Annotated in this window: 14 protein-coding genes; 2 read left to right on the top strand and 12 right to left on the bottom strand. The window is 43.6% G+C overall.

What is annotated here, in order from left to right; genetic code table 11:
• The first annotated feature begins 307 nt into the window (after window positions 1–307).
• The gene (locus tag RsY01_RS03970) at window positions 308–1,417 is read left to right on the top strand and encodes a lactate oxidase (RefSeq protein ID WP_094784271.1); all 1,110 of its coding nucleotides are present in this window, start codon (window positions 308–310) and stop codon (window positions 1,415–1,417) included.
• A 38-nt stretch (window positions 1,418–1,455) separates the two neighbouring features.
• Here RsY01_RS03970 and recQ read toward each other — a convergent pair whose 3' ends face one another.
• Complete coding sequence (gene recQ, locus RsY01_RS03965; protein WP_094784270.1) at window positions 1,456–3,255, bottom strand: DNA helicase RecQ; 1,800 nt, start codon at window positions 3,253–3,255, stop codon at window positions 1,456–1,458.
• 123 nt (window positions 3,256–3,378) lie between these two features.
• On the opposite strand from recQ, the gene RsY01_RS03960 reads away from it, so the two are divergent.
• Window positions 3,379–3,729 carry an iron-sulfur cluster biosynthesis family protein gene (locus tag RsY01_RS03960; RefSeq protein ID WP_094784269.1) on the top strand — a complete coding sequence of 117 codons (351 nt, stop codon included), beginning with the start codon at window positions 3,379–3,381 and terminating at the stop codon, window positions 3,727–3,729.
• A 262-nt stretch (window positions 3,730–3,991) separates the two neighbouring features.
• On the opposite strand, the gene RsY01_RS03955 is transcribed toward RsY01_RS03960, so the two are convergent.
• From RsY01_RS03955 to RsY01_RS03905, 11 genes are all read right to left on the bottom strand, one after another.
• Entirely contained in the window at window positions 3,992–4,927 is a 936-nt protein-coding gene (locus RsY01_RS03955) for a glycosyltransferase family 2 protein (protein WP_094784268.1), read from the bottom strand.
• 188 nt (window positions 4,928–5,115) lie between these two features.
• Window positions 5,116–7,611 (bottom strand): leucine--tRNA ligase, encoded by a 2,496-nt coding sequence (gene leuS, locus RsY01_RS03950; RefSeq protein ID WP_094784267.1) that lies wholly within the window; start codon window positions 7,609–7,611, stop codon window positions 5,116–5,118.
• A 77-nt stretch (window positions 7,612–7,688) separates the two neighbouring features.
• A complete protein-coding gene (locus RsY01_RS03945; RefSeq protein ID WP_133063188.1) occupies window positions 7,689–8,435 on the bottom strand; it encodes a helix-turn-helix domain-containing protein in 747 nt (248 codons plus the stop codon).
• Between the two features lie 28 nt (window positions 8,436–8,463).
• Complete coding sequence (locus RsY01_RS03940; protein ID WP_094784265.1) at window positions 8,464–9,447, bottom strand: ribose-phosphate diphosphokinase; 984 nt, start codon at window positions 9,445–9,447, stop codon at window positions 8,464–8,466.
• 154 nt (window positions 9,448–9,601) lie between these two features.
• Window positions 9,602–10,735: a signal recognition particle-docking protein FtsY gene (gene ftsY, locus RsY01_RS03935; RefSeq protein WP_094784264.1), complete on the bottom strand. Its 1,134-nt coding sequence runs from the start codon at window positions 10,733–10,735 to the stop codon at window positions 9,602–9,604.
• Window positions 10,736–11,542 carry a Cof-type HAD-IIB family hydrolase gene (locus RsY01_RS03930; protein WP_094784263.1) on the bottom strand — a complete coding sequence of 269 codons (807 nt, stop codon included), beginning with the start codon at window positions 11,540–11,542 and terminating at the stop codon, window positions 10,736–10,738.
• A gap of 16 nt (window positions 11,543–11,558) precedes the next feature.
• Window positions 11,559–15,095, bottom strand: coding sequence for a chromosome segregation protein SMC (smc, locus tag RsY01_RS03925; protein ID WP_094784262.1), 3,537 nt, complete (start codon window positions 15,093–15,095; stop codon window positions 11,559–11,561).
• A complete protein-coding gene (gene rnc, locus RsY01_RS03920; protein ID WP_094784261.1) occupies window positions 15,086–15,817 on the bottom strand; it encodes a ribonuclease III in 732 nt (243 codons plus the stop codon). Before rnc ends, smc begins: the two co-directional genes overlap by 10 nt.
• A gap of 63 nt (window positions 15,818–15,880) precedes the next feature.
• Complete coding sequence (yqeK, locus tag RsY01_RS03915) at window positions 15,881–16,507, bottom strand: bis(5'-nucleosyl)-tetraphosphatase (symmetrical) YqeK (RefSeq protein ID WP_094784260.1); 627 nt, start codon at window positions 16,505–16,507, stop codon at window positions 15,881–15,883.
• Window positions 16,504–16,962, bottom strand: a complete 459-nt coding sequence (locus tag RsY01_RS03910) for a GNAT family N-acetyltransferase (protein WP_094784259.1) — start codon at window positions 16,960–16,962, stop codon at window positions 16,504–16,506. Before RsY01_RS03910 ends, yqeK begins: the two co-directional genes overlap by 4 nt.
• 36 nt (window positions 16,963–16,998) lie before the next feature.
• The gene (locus RsY01_RS03905; RefSeq protein ID WP_094784258.1) at window positions 16,999–17,334 is read right to left on the bottom strand and encodes a DUF1622 domain-containing protein; all 336 of its coding nucleotides are present in this window, start codon (window positions 17,332–17,334) and stop codon (window positions 16,999–17,001) included.
• Window positions 17,335–17,337 lie beyond the last annotated feature (3 nt).

The following is a 17,337-nucleotide window of genomic DNA, read 5'->3' as shown; positions in this document are numbered from 1 at the left end:
ACGTACACCTGTACGCCTTATCGCCTCGAATTGACAAAAAATATCTCAAAAATGTTGTACACTTTCTTTACTTAGAATGAATATAAGTTCTATTTTTGTGTCAAAACGTATAGTCTCATTATAGTTCATTCAGACTTAAAAGTAAAACTAAAGTGAGTTAATTTTTGAAATACGAGACAAATAAGCGCATAATAAAATTGTAAATATTTGTTGCGTCTGTACGCCTTTTTGCAAGGCGCACTAAAGCCTGTGACAGCTTGTCACAACAACTCGCGTCTGTCTATTTTATAGAAAAAAGGAGCACATCATGAGCTACATTACCTCAACACAAGAACGCCACATTGACATTTTGGATATCCCATCACTTGAACCAAAGGTCGGTGCCAATATGGCAAAAGGTGCTTTCGGCTATCTTTCTGGCGCTGCCGAAGATGAGTTGGTTTTAAAAGCCAATCCGCTAGCTTTTAACCATAAATTGATTGCCCCACGTGTCTTGCAAGACATTGAAAATCCTGATTTGACGACTGAATTTCTCGGGCTCAAACTTTCCGCACCGATTATCGCCGTACCGATTGCGGCACACGGTCTGGTTCATGAAAAGGCTGAACTCGATACGGCCCAAGGTGTTGCCGATGCGGGTACTATTTTCAGTCTATCGACTTATGGCAATGCGACAGTTGATGATGTTGCTAAAGTTGTGCCTGAAGCGCCTAAATTTTTCCAACTTTACATGAGTAAAGACGATAACTTCAACCGCTGGATTCTTGACAAAGCTGTCAAAGGTGGCTATAAAGCCATTATCCTGACTGCTGATTCGACACTTGGTGGCTACCGCGAATCTGACATCGTCAACAACTTCACTTTTCCAAATGTCATGCGCAATCTCGAAGAATGGTCTAAACTCTCTTCTGACGGTGAAACAGGTTCTGGCGAAGGCATCGCAGCCATCTATGCCAAGGCAAAACAAGCCTTGAGCCTGAAAGATATCGCCTTTATCAAAGACTACACGCATCTGCCCGTTTTCGTTAAGGGTGTTCAATCGCCGAAAGACGTTGACCCGTTAATCGCCGCTGGGGTTGATGGCATCTGGGTTTCTAACCACGGCGGGCGTCAATTAGACGGTGGCCCTGCTAGCTTTGATGTCTTAGCTGACATTGCCAAAGTCGTCAATAAACGTGTCCCAATCGTCTTTGACTCTGGTGTCCGTCGTGGGCAACATATTTTCAAAGCCTTGGCAAGCGGTGCTGATGTTGTCGGTATCGGTAGACCCATGCTCTGGGGACTTAACCTCGGCGGTCGTCAAGGCGTAACCGATGTCTTCGACCATTTCAAAAAAGAACTCATGATTACCATGCAGCTTGCGGGGACGCACAATGTTGCTGAAATTAAAGCAACAGAACTGATCGATGCCAAATAGACGACAGAAAAATGCCTTCTAGCGATAAGAAGACGTCTTTAACCCAGATAATTTTGAATCACTGCTAGAAAAGCTTGACCAAATTGGTCGGCTTTTTTTTCGCCAATGCCTGAGACATTGAGCATATCGGATAAATTTAAGGGTTTGGCATCTGCCAAGTTCATCAAAACTTGGTCTGAAAAGACCATAAAAGGTGGGATGGCCAATTCTTTGGCAAAGGCTGTGCGTTGTTGCCGTAAGAGTTCAAAAAGTTCACCACCGACTTCCCGTTTCGTCGAACGGGATTTTTCTAGCGTTTCTTTGACTTTTATTTCGCGCATGGTAACTGTCAGCTGACCTTTTAAGACTTGGACGCCATTTTCTGAAACACTGAGACCATTGTACTCGCCCGCAACATCCAGATAACCATCAGCCACCAAGTAATCGACAAAACTGTTGAGTTTTTTGAGCGACCAATCCGCCATAAGCCCGTAGGTTGAGAGTGTGTCAAAGCCAGTCCAGCGCATTTTTTCTGGCAATTTACCACGCAAGACGTTGACGACTTGGGTTCGAGAATAACTGCCGTCGCGAAGTTGACTCATGCGAACAATGTTTGATAGGACTTTTTGGGCATCAACGGTCACGTCAATCAACTCTCGATCATCAGTACAATTGGAACAAATCCCACAATCCGTCATTTCTTCGCCAAAGTACTGGATAATATAGCGCTGTAAACACATCTGCGTGCTGGCAAATGCCGTCATTTCCTGCAATTTAGCCAGTTCTTTGTGGCGGTAGTCGGCAGCTTGATTTTCAGCCAGATCAATGAAATAGCGCTGGAGCTGAATATCACGCGCTGAGTATAAAAGAACACTCTCACTCGGCAGACCATCACGTCCCGCTCGCCCAATTTCCTGATAATAGGCTTCAATCGCACCCGGCATGGTCAAGTGCAGGACATAGCGGACGTTGGTTTTATTGATCCCCATGCCAAAGGCGTTAGTGGCGACGATGACTTGATAGTCGTCATAGAGAAAGCCATTTTGTGCCGTTTCACGCGCTTGATCGGACATGCCCGCATGATAACGACCGGCTGAGAGACCCGATTGGTTGAGCAATTCCCAAAGCTCATCAACCTTTTTTCGAGTTCCGGCGTAGATAATCCCGACATCATCTGGATGATTTTTGACATAAGAGACCACATATTGCCGCTTTTCAGCGTCGGTCAGACCTTTTTCGATTTTAATCGCGAGATTGGCTCTGGCAAAACCGGTGACAATCGTTTCGTCAATGTTTAAAATGCGAACCAAATCGGCTTGTACTTTTTCAGTCGCTGTGGCCGTCAGTGCCATGACATTAGGGTGATTGCTCAAGTTTTCTATCAGACCAACTGCTCTGAGATAGGCTGGTCTAAAATCATGTCCCCATTGGGACAAAACATGAACTTCATCAATGACAACCAAACTGAGATTGAGAGACTGGATAAAATTGTAAAAGTAAGGGTCTTCTAGGCGCTCAGGCGCGACAAAGAAAATCTGATAAACGCCTTGTTTAATATCATAAGTCCGGTTTTTGATGTCCTCAAAATCAAGCGAACTGTTGATCATAGTCGCTGAAACACCCGCCGCAACGAGTTCATCGACTTGATTTTTCATGAGTGAAATCAAGGGCGAAACGACCATAGTCAAGCCATCTGATAAAATCGCAGGAATCTGATAAGTCAGCGATTTCCCGCCGCCTGTGGGCATAATGCCGAGCGTTCGTTTGCCAGCTAGAACACTGTTAATAATCGCTTCTTGTCCATCGCGAAAGCTATCATAGCCATAGATGGATTTTAATATGTCGTGTGCTGTTGTCATCTTTTTATTATAACAAAAAGCCTGATGTCTGTCAGAGCTACTCGATTATTTTACCTTAACTTCAGTCGCTTTCCTTTGTAAAATAGCGATGAGAGGGGTATAATAACCCTAGGAGGTATTCTCATGAAAATTACATTTGACGAACAAATACTAGCTCGGTTGGCTGACTGGTCTAATGCCGATCTCGTTTTAGATTTTGACAACACCCTTGGCGAAACAGGTCGCCCAGTCGAAGGTTGTTCCATTGGCACCAACTATCGCTTGATTGCGATTGCTAAAGGGACAGTGCCTGATGTCTTTGATATCGTCATTGACTCAAACTTTGCCCCCCTACATTTTAAAAAGTACGGCGAAATGTTCCTCGAAAATGGCATGACCATCACTGAAAATACTGACAAACGCGTCCAACTCAAAGCCGCTGGCGAAGTGATTGATAGCAACGTTCAGATTTTGGACTATCGACAAATTAAATAAACTGCTGAACAGCCCTTCAAACTGAAAGGCTGTTTTATGATGCTAGTATTTGCTACTGCTAATATATTTTTTTGCTATAGCTAATACAATTTTTTATTGTAGCTAATACAACTTTTGGCTACAGCTACTGTAAATTTTTATTACTGCTACTGTAAAAAACTTTTACTGCTCGTGTAAGCTGTTGACAAGAGGTAACAAATGACAACCATCAAAAAAACAAGCCGCTTTAATCGGTGGCTTGCTGGATACCTGATGGGGCTAACTAATCCTCACTTTTACAATGACTTTCTTCAATAATATAATTGGGACGTTTTTTGACTTCTGTAAAAATTTTCCCAATGTATTTTCCAACAATCCCTAGACAAAATAGTTGTAAACCGCCCAAAAAGAGAATGATGCAAACAAGAGAAGGCCAACCTGGCACTTGATTTTGTTTCAGTAGACTAGACACAAAGAAATAAATCATCGCTAGCATCGAAATGATACAGCTCCCTAACCCAACAAGTGTTGAAAAAATGAGAGGTGCTTCTGAAAAATTGATAATGCCTTCAAGTGAGTATTGAAAAAGCGACCAAAAATTCCAGGTTGTTTCCCCTGCTGAACGCTCCCTATTCTCATAGGAGATGTAGTAAGTATTAAAACCAACCCAGCTAAAAATTCCCTTAGAAAATCGATTCACTTCAGTTAGCTCTAAAACGGCGTCAACCACTTGACGCGTCATCAAACGGAAATCACGCGCGCCATCGACCATCTCTGTATCAGAAATACGATTGATAATTTGATAAAATTTCTTGGCAAAAAAAGAACGTATCATCGGTTCACCAACACGATTATAACGTCTTGTCCCAATAATATCATAACCTTCTTGTATTTTTTCGTACATTTCTGGTAAAAGTTCAGGTGGATCTTGCAAGTCAACATCCATGACCGTAATCAAATCCCCTGTTACAGCCTCTAAACCAGCAATTAATGCCGCTTCTTTACCAAAATTTCTTGAAAAAGAAATGTAATTCACATTTGTATATTGATTTGCTGCTGCTTTTAAACGAAGTAAGGTGTCATCTTTCGAGCCATCGTTCACGAATAAATATTCGAATTCAAGTGACATGTTTGCCTCCACTTGTTTCATTTCTTGGAGATAGATGTCAATTGTTTCTTGCTCATTGTAACAAGGTACAATGATTGATAATTTTTTCATGCGCTATTCTTTCTGCTATATTTCATTTACACTGATGCCAAATCCACCCAATGTTGTCTTAATTATAAAGCATTTTGATAACTAATACAAATCTTTAAGGAAAGATTTGTATACCAAAAAATCGCCTAGGAAATTTTCCCAGACGATTGATTACAGAACCATTTTTTCAGATGGTTTTTTCTTGACGCTTAATTCGCCACAATATTCACTAATTTATCAGGAACTGCAATCACTTTACGGACTGTTTGACCTGCGATTAAGTCTTTGACGACCTCATTTTCAAGGGCAATTTTTTCTAATTCGTCTTTTGAAGCACCTGTTGGCACCATGACTTTGGCTTTGTTTTTGCCTAAAACTTGGAGGACGATTTCGACTTCATCATCTTGAAGTTTGCTGTCGTCAAATGTTGGCCACGCGACATAAGAAATACCTGTTTCGTCTGTCAAGGTTTGCCAAAGTTCTTCACCCAAATGCGGTGCGAATGGTGCTAACAGCTGAATAAAGCCTTTGGCATAATCAAGTGGCAATTCAGGTAATTTATTCGCGGCATTGACAAAGATCATAAGCTGAGAAATCGCCGTGTTGAATTTCAAGGCATCTAGATGCTCAGTCACTAATTTAACCGTTTCATTGTAAACACGGTCGAGTTTACCGTCGTTTTCAGCCGTGATTTTTTTCTCCGTGATTAAACGATAGACACGCTCAAGGAATTTATGCGAGCCTTCGAGACCTTCTGTTGACCACGCAATGCTGGCGTCAAGTGGCCCCATGAACATTTCATAAAGACGCAAGGTATCCGCGCCGTACTGCGCCACGACATCATCCGGATTGATCACATTCTTCAACGATTTCGACATCTTGGCAGGCCCTTGCTCGAGTTCTTCCCCATTTTCTAAGTTAAAGAACTTCCCATCACGCGCCTCAACCTTATCCGACGCCACAAGCGCCCCACGACCATCGCGATAGCTTGTCCCCAAAATCATCCCTTGGTTATAAAGTTTTTGGAACGGCTCTTTCGTCGGCACCACGCCAATGTCGTAGAGGAATTTATGCCAGAAGCGGGCATAAAGCAAGTGGAGGACGGCATGCTCGGCACCACCGATATAGATATCGACCGGTAGCCACTCTTTTAAAAGTTCTAGGTCAGCCAACTGCTCGCTGTTTTTCGGATCGATATAGCGCAAGAAATACCAGCTAGATCCCGCCCATTGTGGCATGGTATTGGTCTCGCGCCGCCCTTTGACACCGTCTTCACGTGTTACTGACAACCAGTCTGTTAAATTGGCAAGTGGCGATTCACCTGTCCCTGACGGTTTAATATCACTTGTTTTTGGTAAAACAAGTGGTAACTCTTGCTCTGGTACAGCAGTTGACGTCCCATCTTCCCAATGAATGATTGGGATGGGTTCACCCCAATAACGTTGGCGGCTAAAGAGCCAATCGCGCAAGCGATAAGTCACTTTTTCTTGACCAACCTTATGGCTTTCCAACCACTCGACCATTTTAGCAATGGCTTCTGCTTTATCCAGACCGTCTAAAAAGTCTGAGTTAAGGTGTAAACCGTCTTCTGTATAGGCTGCTGTTGTCACATCCCCACCAGCAATGACCGGGATAATCGGTAAATCAAACGTTGTCGCAAAATCCCAGTCACGTTGGTCGTGAGCTGGCACCGCCATAATCGCACCTGTGCCGTAACTTGCGAGGACATAGTCTGAAATCCAGATGGGGATTTCACGACCATTGACTGGATTAATGGCATAAGCACCTGTCCAGACGCCTGTTTTTTCCTTGGCAAGGTCAGTTCTCGCTAAGTCAGATTTGAGACTGGCTTGATGTTGGTAGGCTTTAACAGCCTCAGCTTGCTCAGGACTTGCGATTTGGTTGACCAAGTCGTGTTCAGGGGCTAAAACAGCATAAGTTGCGCCGAAAAGCGTGTCAGGGCGTGTCGTAAAGACGGTGAAGTTTTGGTCAAAGCCTTTGATTTTGAAAACAACATTAGCACCGACTGATTTGCCAATCCAGTTGCGTTGCATGTCTTTGACGGACTCTGGCCAGTCGACATCTTCGAGGTCATTTAAAAGACGTTCGGCATAGGCTGTGATTTTCAGCATCCATTGGCGCATGGGTTTGCGAACGACTGGATAGCCACCACGCTCTGATGTCCCATCAGGCAGGACTTCTTCATTTGAGATGGCGGTACCGAGTTCTTCAACCCAGTTGACCGCCACTTCTGCTTCATAGGCGAGACCTTTTTCATAAAGCTTGGTAAAAATCCACTGCGTCCATTTATAGTAGTCTGGATCCGTCGTGTTAATCTCGCGCTCCCAGTCATATGAAAAACCAAGTGAATTAATCTGACGTTTGAAAGTCGCGATATTTTTCGCAGTGAACTCGGCAGGATCATTACCTGTATCCATGGCATACTGCTCAGCTGGGAGACCAAAAGCATCCCAGCCCATTGGGTGGAGAACATTGTAGCCTTGCGCTCGACGCATACGGCTAAGAATATCCGTCGCCGTGTAGCCTTCTGGGTGACCGACGTGGAGACCAGCACCACTTGGATAAGGAAACATATCTAGGGCATAAAATTTCGGTTTGTTCTTGTCAGTACCCGTTTTGAAGGTCTGATTGTCAGCCCAAAAAGCTTGCCATTTTTTTTCGATTGCTTGATGATTAAAGGTCATAGTATTCTTTCTGTTGGTTAGTGTATTTCTTTATTTTACGATAATTTTGGCTATTTTTCAAATGTCGCTACAGCTCATCAAATCAAACTGTACAGTAGCACCAAATCACTTCCGTTCAAAGTCAAGCCGTACTGTCGCTCAAATTTTTTGATTTTCTGCGTTAGGGTATTGCGGTGGATATACATGGCCTTGGCTGTTTTCAGCTGATTACCGTCATTTTTGTATAGTTGCGTGATTAAATCTTGCGCCTCGATATCAGTCAAAAGTCCTTGCTTGATTTTGGTCAATGGCGAACTGGTGATTTGGTTCAAACCTGCTTTGATGAGCGACTCTGAAAAACTAAGTCCCTGATTAAAGTTGCTTTGCTCAGTCGGATAGAGGGTGCTGAGTTCTGTCTGGTCTGCAAACAACCCCAAATAATAGTCACATTTCACCCCTAAATCCTGAGTTAAAGTCCCTAGGACTTGCTTGATTTCTCCCTCACTCAGGCGGTCAGACGACATTTTTTCAATGGCGATGCCGGAGGTGGCTGAAAGCTGTTTGACCCTCACGATACCTGGAAAAATCAGGGATAAGTTTTCAGCGATGTCAGCAAAACCTTGAGATTTGAACTGAATCACACGGTAGGTACCGTGCGATAGCTGGTCGAAATCAAGGGTTTGGGCTTGAAATAAGACATCGTTAAAAAGACTGATTTCTCGTGGTGTCAGCTCATTTTTCGCGATGTGAAAAGCCTGACCGTCGCTTTCAAAGTTGAGGTCAGCGGCATCTTGACTTGCGCCTCTTCTAATGGGAAATAGTTTGGCTAATGCTTCTATCTTCATGACTTTACCAAAAAACGCCAACTGGCGTTTAAACAATATCTTCTGCTTTGACACGCATGGCGAACAAGGGTGACAAAGGACGATTTTCGTGAATGCGGACAATGGCGTCAGCGATTAAGGCTGAGATTGAAATTTCAGTAATTTTTTCAGATTGGCGAATGCTATCTGGCAACTCGATTGTATCTGTGACAACCAATTTCGTAATCGCTGAATTTTCAATGCGTTCAAGTGCTGGCCCTGACAAGACACCATGCGTACAAGAGGCATAAATCTCAGTTGCGCCAAGCTCTTTCAGAGCATTGGCAGCAAGGGTAATCGTCCCTGCGGTATCAATCATGTCATCAATGAGGACACATTTTTTCCCTTTGACATCGCCGATAATATTCATAATCTCAGCCACATTGGCACGTGGGCGACGTTTATCAATAATCGCAATCGGTGTTTTCAAGAAATCTGCCAATTTACGCGCTCGTGTGACACCACCATGGTCAGGCGAGACAACCACAACATCACCATTGGCACCGGTCAACCCCATGCGCTCAAAGTAATCTGCAATCAGTGGGGCACCCATGAGATGGTCAACTGGAATATCGAAGAAACCTTGAATTTGTGACGCATGGAGGTCAATCGTCACTAGGCGGTCAACGCCTGCTCTTTGGAGCAAGTTAGCCACCAATTTTGATGTGATGGGTTCGCGTGGGCGTGCTTTGCGGTCTTGACGGGCATATCCGTAGTAAGGCATGACGACATTGACCGAGCCAACAGAGGCACGTTTCAAAGCATCCACCATAATCAATAGCTCCATCAAGTTCTCGTTGACCGGGCTTGATGTTGATTGGATCAGAAAGACATGACTGCCACGAACTGATTCCTCAATATTGATTTGAATTTCACCGTCACTGAAAGTTTTAACATTGCATTTTCCGAGATCGAGTCCCATGTTTCTAGCGATTTTTTTGGCCAGTTCTTGGTTTGAGCTGAGTGCAAATAACTTCAGGTTTGCGTACGACATGTCTTCCTCCGAGATTTTTGATACCTTGCCAAATGGCTTGCTAACCATGGACAACAGGTATGGGTTAAAATAAGTTGAACACTATCCCACTATAGGATACTCTCCCATTTTACTATTTTTCAAGTGTTTTGTAAACGATGTTAGTCAGACTAGACTAAATTAAATCTTGGAATAAACCTTTGACAAATAGCGCTTCATCAAAGTTTTCCAAGTCCTGAATGCCTTCGCCAAGTCCCACTAATTTGACAGGAATTTGCAAAATTTGTTGAATGGTCAAGATGATACCACCTTTGGCTGAACCATCCAGTTTTGTCAAAACAATCCCGGTCAATGGTGTCACATTTGAAAATTCCTTGGCCTGAGAAATCGCATTTTGACCTGTTGTTGCGTCCAATGCTAACAAGGTTTCATGTGGCGCATCTGGCAACTCACGCTTGATGATTTTGCCCATTTTTTCAAGCTCTTTCATCAAGTTATCTTTATTTTGCAAGCGCCCCGCTGTATCAATCAATAGGACATCAAATTGTTCTGTCCGCGCTCGTTTGACTGCATCAAAAACAACAGAGGCTGGATCAGAATTTTCTTTCCCAACAACGACATCAACACCACTACGACGCGCCCACTCAACCAACTGGTCTCTTGCCCCAGCACGGAAAGTGTCCGCTGCTGCGAGGAGGACTTTTTTACCTTCAGTTTTAAACCGATTTGCGAGTTTGCCAATCGTTGTTGTTTTGCCAACACCATTGACCCCAACGAATAGCATGACAGTCAGACCATCTTGGAGATTGAGCGCCGTATTCAGACCTGATTCCCCAAAATTATCAACCATTTTCTCGATGATGACACGTTTCACATCGTCTGTTGATTTGGCATTTTGGAGTTTGACTTCCTGACGCAACTCATCTGTCAACTGTGTCGCCACATCAACACCGACATCACTCATGATCAGTGTGTCTTCTAGGTCTTCGAAGAATGCTTCATCAACTGAACGGAAATTCGCTAGAAATTCATTGAAACGGGCGCCAAATGACTTGCTCGTTTTTTTCAGTGATTTTTCATATTTGGCTTCGATTTCTTGTGGCGTTTCAGGTTCGAGTCCAGGCTCTGGTACAGTCTCGACTTCCTGTTCAGTTTCTGTCTCAACTTCGTCGCCTACTATCTCAGGATCAGTGACTGTTTCTGATACTTCCTCAGATTCTGATAAATCAAGTTTAAAAATATCAGCTGAGGCATTTTCTTCGAGTTGTTCTGCAACTTTTTTACCAAAAATTTTATCAAATAAGCCCATTTAATCCTCCAAAATATAGGTCTGAATTGCCCAAGCAACCCCATGCTCATCATTTGTAAACGGTGCGACAACATCTGCTAAGGCTTTGACTTCTGGTGTCGCATTTTTCATGGCGATGCCAAGCCCTGCCCATTCTAGCATCGCCAAATCGTTTTCTTCATCGCCCATGGCCATGACATTGCACTGCTCAATGCCTAAAATAGCTATTAATTTTTCAAGCCCAAATGACTTGACCACACCCTTGGGCATGATTTCCAGCAGAATATCCCGAGACTTGAAAATCTCGTATTTTGCCTTTAAAGCGACTGGTATTTTAGGAATTTGTTGATCCAGAAAATCCGCGTCAATGGCGCTGACCGCCTTATTGAAAATAATATCACGTGGCATCGTGTCAAATGGTCCCTCGACAAAATCAAGAAAAGGACTAAACCCCTGATAGAGCGAGCTCGGGTTGGTTTCATAAGCGACCCCTTCAGAAATAACATCCAACGGCAAGTCAAGTGCTGTTAGCGCCTCGTGAATGGCCACTAAATCATCATAAGAAAATGTTTTTTTCGAGAGAATTTCACCGTTATTGCGCTGAACCAGACCACCGTTAAAGGTAATCGAGTATTCGGAAGCCACCAGCAAATCGAGCTCTTTCAGGATATGCTCGATGGCTTTCAAAGGGCGCCCCGTTGTAATCACCACATGAACGCCCGCAGCTTGGGCTTGCTTAATGGCTGCCTTATTTTCGGCCGAAATCTGCTTATCGTGGGTGAGCAAGGTGCCGTCTAAATCAAGCGCTAATAATTTTATGTTTGACATGTTAAGCATCTCTTTCTTATTTTTTATCTTCCGCCACAAAATCTTTCAGCTTAACTGAAACGATTTTCGAGACGCCGCCTTCTTGCATGGTCACGCCATACATGGCTTTAGCTGCCTTCATCGTGCCCTTTCTGTGGGTCACGACGATAAACTGACTGCTCTCATCAAAGCGCGTCATGTAATCCCCGAAACGTTTGACATTGGCCTCATCTAGCGCCGCCTCAACTTCATCGAGGACGACGAATGGGACAGTCCGAACCCGTATGATGGCGAAGAGTAACGCAAGCGCCGTTAGGGATTTTTCCCCCCCACTCATGAGGTTGAGACTAGCGAGTTTTTTACCGGGTGGCTGAACAGCAATCTCAATCCCAGCATCTAACAAATCTTCTGAGGTTAAAATCAAATCAGCCTGACCACCGCCAAACATCTGCGTGAAGGTCGTTTGAAATGACGTCCTGATGGCTTCAAAAGTTGATTTAAAGCGGACTTTTACCTCATCGTCCATGTCAGTGATTGTTGATTCTAGTAAGGCTTTGGCTTTGAGCAAGTCTTCTTTTTGCGTATTGAGAAATTCACGGCGCTCATTGACTTCATCAAATTGTTCAATCGCGGCTAAGTTAATCGGCCCGAGTTTTCTGATCTGTAGCTCCAATGATTGGAGCTGACGTTCACTTTCTGCCAGACTGTCTAAGTCTTCTGCCTGTGCTTGTGCGGCATCAAAACTCATCTGATAGTCATTGACTAGTTTATTTTGGCGACTTCTCAAGCGATTTTCAGACGTTTCAAGGAACAATTCCAGTCTTGTTTTCTGAGCTAAGTATTCCTGACGTTGCTTGATATTGACAACATTGGCATCATCCAAATCTTCGATTTGGGCAGTCAAATCTTCGCGCTCGAAACGTAGGCTGACCAGTTTAATATTAGCTGCCTCTAGTTTGTCCGCAACTTGGGTGAGATTTGTCGTCAGACTTTCGAGACGCGTTTCCTTGTCTAAATCAGACGCATTGCTTTCATTTTGACTGGTTAAGGCCTCAATTTCAGCGTCTAGATTGGCTTGCTCAGCAGTTAAGCGCTTGATTTCACCTGTTTGGTAGCGTCTATCCGACGTGATTTCAGAAAGTTTCAGTTGACTGTCTTGCAAGTCTTGACGCAAGTTTTCCGTCAACGTTTTGACTTGTGACTGACTACTTTTGACTTCAGAAATGTCGGTGTTAAGCTGTGTTTTTTGTTCTTGAATGGCAAGGAGAGAAGATTCATGCCCTGCATTTTCAAACGTCAGCTTGTCAATGATAACTTGTTCATCAGATGCATTGGACAATGCCAAACGGCTTTCCAAATCTTGCTTGCTTTCCAAGAGCGCCTGTTCTTTTAAGCTATATTCTTGACTTTCTAAACGTGCCGCTTCGCCTTTTTGACGCAAGTCAGTCAGAGATGTCGTCAAGGTCGTTTTCTGATGTTGCAAGTCCTGCAAGTCTTTTTCAAAACCACGAACAGTCTGATCCAAAACGGCAACTTTTTGCGTCAAATCATCAATTTCGACATGGGTAAAAGTCGTCGAATTTTTCTTATTGGCACCACCTGAGAAAGACCCGCCAGGTCTAATTTCAGTGCCATCTAGGGCAACAATTCGTGCCGTGAAATTCAGCGCCCGCGCGATTTTTGTCGCGTTATCATTCGTGTCAACAATCAAAACACTGCCTAACAAGTTTGAAATGGCGGGTGCGATATTGGCATCATAAGTCACCAAATTCTGTGCTGTATCAATGAAACCGGACATATTAACCACTTGATTTGTCTTCCCAAAATGACGCGGTTTAATCGTCGTCAAAGGCAGGAAAGTGGCTCGTCCGAGACGCTGTGACCGCAGGAAATTAATGGCAGATTTAGCCGCTTGTTCGTCTGAAACGATGATATTTTGCGCACCACCCGCTAGAGCAATATCCATGGCAGTCGCATACTGCTTGTCAAAGCTGACCAAATCAGCCACAGCTCCGATAATCCCTGGCAATTTATCTGAGGCTTGCAAAACAGCTTTGACCCCCTGATAAAAATTAGCATGGCTGGCTCGGATATTTTCCAAACTTGTCAAACGCGCCTTGCCTTTATTCAGCTCATCCATGGCAGAAAACAGCCGATTTTGAGTTTGTGTAATATCTGTTTCTAAGGTTTTAAGTTGGTTATCAGCCGTACTGTACTGGTTTAAGAGCTGTTCTAGCTCTAATTTCAAGTCCTCAGAACGTTCTATTACTGCTGCTAACTCAATCTTTAAGCTGGCATATTTTTCAGATAAGGCTTGATTTTCAGTTGACTTACTAGCGGCGTTGGCTCTGATATTGTCTAACTCTGAGGTGTTTTTGGTAATGGCATTAGACAGTTGCGCTTCTTGATTGACTAAGTCTACAAATTCTGCCCGCAAACGCTCAATCACTTCATCAGGATTTTCTGAAAAATTAGCTAACTTAGCTTGCAGGGTCTGAATTTGCGTTTCTAAGTCTGTTTTTAAAGCTTGATTTTGCTCCGTCTTGGCGGTCAACTCTACCAGCGCATCAGAAATCTCCATGACTTTAGTCGTAAGACTAACAATCCGTGCCTCACGCTCTGCCGCAGACTTTTGTGACATTTGCGCTTGACTATGGAAGATATCAATTTTAGATTGGAAATCAGATTTGGCAGTTGTCAGCTGTAAAATCTCTGCCTGTAATTTTTCTTGCTCATTTTCTACGGCTGACCGCTCTTGCTTTAAGACCAGCACATCACGTTCAAAGACTTCCTGCGCTGCATCAAGCTGAGCTAAAGTCTGCTCAACCTCTTTAAATTGCGCTTGCGCCCTTTCATAGCTGATTTTTTCAGCAATGATTTGCGCGACCAAAACCGAAATTTCAAGTTTTGAGCGTGTCTCATCCAAGTCACGGAATTTCAGGGCAACATCACGTTGGGCGCGCAAAGGCGTCAACTGACCGTCTAGCTCATAGATGATATCATCCAAGCGATCCATGTTTTCCTGCGTCGCTGACAGCTTAGACTCTGTTTCCTTTTTACGATTTTTGTACTTTAAAACACCCGCAGCCTCTTCAAAAATAGCGCGGCGTTCCTCAGGTTTGCTGTTAAAAATCGACTCAATTTTCCCTTGGGAAATGATCGAAAAACTGTCACGCCCGAGACCCGTATCCGTGAAGAGTTCATGAACGTCTTTTAAGCGCACTTTTTTGCCGTTGATTAGAAACTCACTATCGCCATTGCGATACAGCCGGCGCGTAATCACGACTGTTGCCTCGCTCGGCAGATAACTATCGGCATTGTCAAAAGTCACGATGACTTCGGCATAGTTGAGCGCACGGCGTTTTTGCGTGCCCGCAAAAATAATATCAGGCATTTTCGCACCACGCAGGCTTTTAGCCGACTGTTCGCCTAGCGCCCAACGCAAGCTCTCTGTAACGTTTGACTTCCCAGAACCATTTGGTCCGACAATCGCCGTCACACCTGTGTCAAAAGTAATTTTTGTTCGATCAGCAAAAGATTTAAAACCGACCATTTCGATTTGCTTCAAATACATGCTGATTGATCCTTTTGTTGATTTTTTTGCTTTAAGAAAGCTGACCGTGCGGCATCTTGCTCCGCAATTTTCTTGGACTTTCCTTTACCGTGGCCAATGGTGCTGCCTTCAAAGACGACATCAACTTCAAAAACAGGCGCATGAACTGGCCCACTTTGCCCCACGATGACATATTCGAGTGGAATTTTATTATTTTGATCAATCTGACCTGCTGTATAAAAAATCTCTTGCAAGGCTGATTTATAGTCCGTCACTTTGTCATAAGACCCATTTTCAATCTCAGGAATCATCACATCATAGATAAATTGCTTGACCGCAGCCAAGTCTTTATCCATTAAAAGCGCGCCTAGAAAGGCCTCAAATAAATTTTCGAGATTGGCATCATTTTCACGCCCGCCACTTTTTTCTTCGCCATTCCCCAGTTTCAGATAGTGATCAAACCCTAATTTACGCGAAAAGTCCGCAAGAGATTCTCTGCGAACGATTGAAATTTTCTTTTCAGTTAAAACGCCCTCACGCTCATGCGGATAGGCTTTATAGAGGTATTCGACAATGATAAAACCGAGTGCCGCATCCCCTAAAAATTCCAAGCGCTCATTATGAAAAACGCTCGACTCTTTATGTTCAAAATAATAAGATTTATGTGTAAAAGCCTCTTCTAATAACTCAGGCTTATTAAACTGTATCTGATAGTCTCTTAATTTTTCTTGTAAAGTTTCCATTGTTTCTATTATATCAAAAAGTCCCGACTTTCGCACTTTCCCACCAATGCTGATGCTGATTTTTCATCTCGCTACCTTATCAAAGTAAAAACTATGCGCTTCAATCAACCATGGATGTAGGACTAATAAATCACTGTGATACAAATAATCGATAAAAAATTTTGTCGCCGCATCAAGTGAGTGATGAAAAGCACGCATTAAGTCTATTAGATAAGGCGGTGTGCCGTCCCCATCCCATTTGACCTTGTCCGCCAGACAAACGACTTTTTCGAGGTCTGTTGGATTGGCATGGAGGGTTGTATGATAGGTAATGGCGCTCAAAATTTCTGGTGCTGTCACACCAAACATATCTTTGGCAAAATAAGCTGAAAATTTGCCATGTAAAAGCATGGGCACTCTGCGTTCCTCTGGCAAAACATCCATCCCAAGCGCCTCAGCAAGTGCAACTCTTTTGCTATTCGGCACTAGCCCACCGATATCATGCAATAACCCAGCCGTAAACGCGGCGTTTTCATCCAAGTTAAAGCGTTTAGCCAAACTTTTCGCCTCATTGGCGACATTGAGCAAGTGCGACCAAAGGTAGGCATGGGTTGCTTGATTGGCGTCACAAACATTTTTGACATCCGCAAACACATGACCAGTCAGTGATACATTAAAATAATCAGCTTTTATATCATCGTATAAAGTCATTGACCTAACCTCATCACTACTTGATTGCGCAATAATTGACCATTTTCATAAATCGGGTCAGCATAGTGGTCAATAAAATAATCCTTGACCACGTCAACAATTTTAAAGCCGACGGATTCATATAAACCAATCGCCTCAACCGTCAAATCGCCCGTTTTGATCCAAATCACGGCTTGGGTATCACGCGCCTGGATGTCCGCAAACGCAAATCTCATCATCGATCTGCCAATCCCTTGCCTAAAGTGCGCTGGGTCAACAGACACATTCATGATTTCATAGTGGTGGTCTTCTGGCAATGCCATCAGCACCAACACGCCTAAAATCGCCTGATCACCATTTTCAGCGACAAACACACGAGACTTTGCCATATAAGTGGCGACAATCGCACGATCTGGGTCAGCATTTAATAACAGCGTCCAAGGCAGTTCTTCGCCCTGTTTCAATTCTCTCATCATATTTATATACCAAAAATAAGGAGTCGCCTCCTTATTTCATCTACTCTCTATTTCCTGATCAATTTCTTTACCTAAAAAGTAAGAAATGACCGTCCGAATTACCACTAAAGCCGCCAGTTTGCCAATATCTTCAAAGGTTGGTTTGATGATACTTTCAACGATGTCCGCCGCAATCAAAATTTCTAGCGAAAATAGGACGTAAGCACCCAGCTCATTTTTGATAATGCGCAAAACACTTGCCTTATCAGCATGGCTCACTTCATTTTTGACAAACTTGACTGTTGCTTTGACCACACCAGAAATCAAGACCAAAACGGCGACCGTACTCATGGCCAGAATCAGCAACTCACAAATTTCAGTGATACTTTTCATGTC

This window comes from Pseudolactococcus reticulitermitis, from assembly GCF_002260845.1.
Taxonomy (GTDB): Bacteria; Bacillota; Bacilli; order Lactobacillales; family Streptococcaceae; genus Pseudolactococcus; species Pseudolactococcus reticulitermitis.
The sequence above is the reverse complement of the archived record's forward strand: the minus strand, read 5'-3'. Positions and strand labels throughout refer to the sequence as shown.

Bases quoted from the DNA above. Each gene is read 5' to 3' on its own strand.
- rnc (WP_094784261.1), bottom strand. From the start codon at position 15,817: ATGGAAACTTTACAAGAAAAATTAAGAGACTATCAGATACAGTTTAAT.
- RsY01_RS03955 (WP_094784268.1), bottom strand. From the start codon at position 4,927: ATGAAAAAATTATCAATCATTGTACCTTGTTACAATGAGCAAGAAACA.
- recQ (WP_094784270.1), bottom strand. From the start codon at position 3,255: ATGACAACAGCACACGACATATTAAAATCCATCTATGGCTATGATAGC.
- leuS (WP_094784267.1), bottom strand. From the start codon at position 7,611: ATGACCTTTAATCATCAAGCAATCGAAAAAAAATGGCAAGCTTTTTGG.
- smc (WP_094784262.1), bottom strand. From the start codon at position 15,095: ATGTATTTGAAGCAAATCGAAATGGTCGGTTTTAAATCTTTTGCTGAT.
- RsY01_RS03910 (WP_094784259.1), bottom strand. From the start codon at position 16,962: ATGATGAGAGAATTGAAACAGGGCGAAGAACTGCCTTGGACGCTGTTA.
- RsY01_RS03945 (WP_133063188.1), bottom strand. From the start codon at position 8,435: ATGAAGATAGAAGCATTAGCCAAACTATTTCCCATTAGAAGAGGCGCA.
- RsY01_RS03970 (WP_094784271.1), top strand. From the start codon at position 308: ATGAGCTACATTACCTCAACACAAGAACGCCACATTGACATTTTGGAT.
- RsY01_RS03905 (WP_094784258.1), bottom strand. From the start codon at position 17,334: ATGAAAAGTATCACTGAAATTTGTGAGTTGCTGATTCTGGCCATGAGT.
- RsY01_RS03960 (WP_094784269.1), top strand. From the start codon at position 3,379: ATGAAAATTACATTTGACGAACAAATACTAGCTCGGTTGGCTGACTGG.
- RsY01_RS03940 (WP_094784265.1), bottom strand. From the start codon at position 9,447: ATGTCGTACGCAAACCTGAAGTTATTTGCACTCAGCTCAAACCAAGAA.
- yqeK (WP_094784260.1), bottom strand. From the start codon at position 16,507: ATGACTTTATACGATGATATAAAAGCTGATTATTTTAATGTATCACTG.
- ftsY (WP_094784264.1), bottom strand. From the start codon at position 10,735: ATGGGCTTATTTGATAAAATTTTTGGTAAAAAAGTTGCAGAACAACTC.
- RsY01_RS03930 (WP_094784263.1), bottom strand. From the start codon at position 11,542: ATGTCAAACATAAAATTATTAGCGCTTGATTTAGACGGCACCTTGCTC.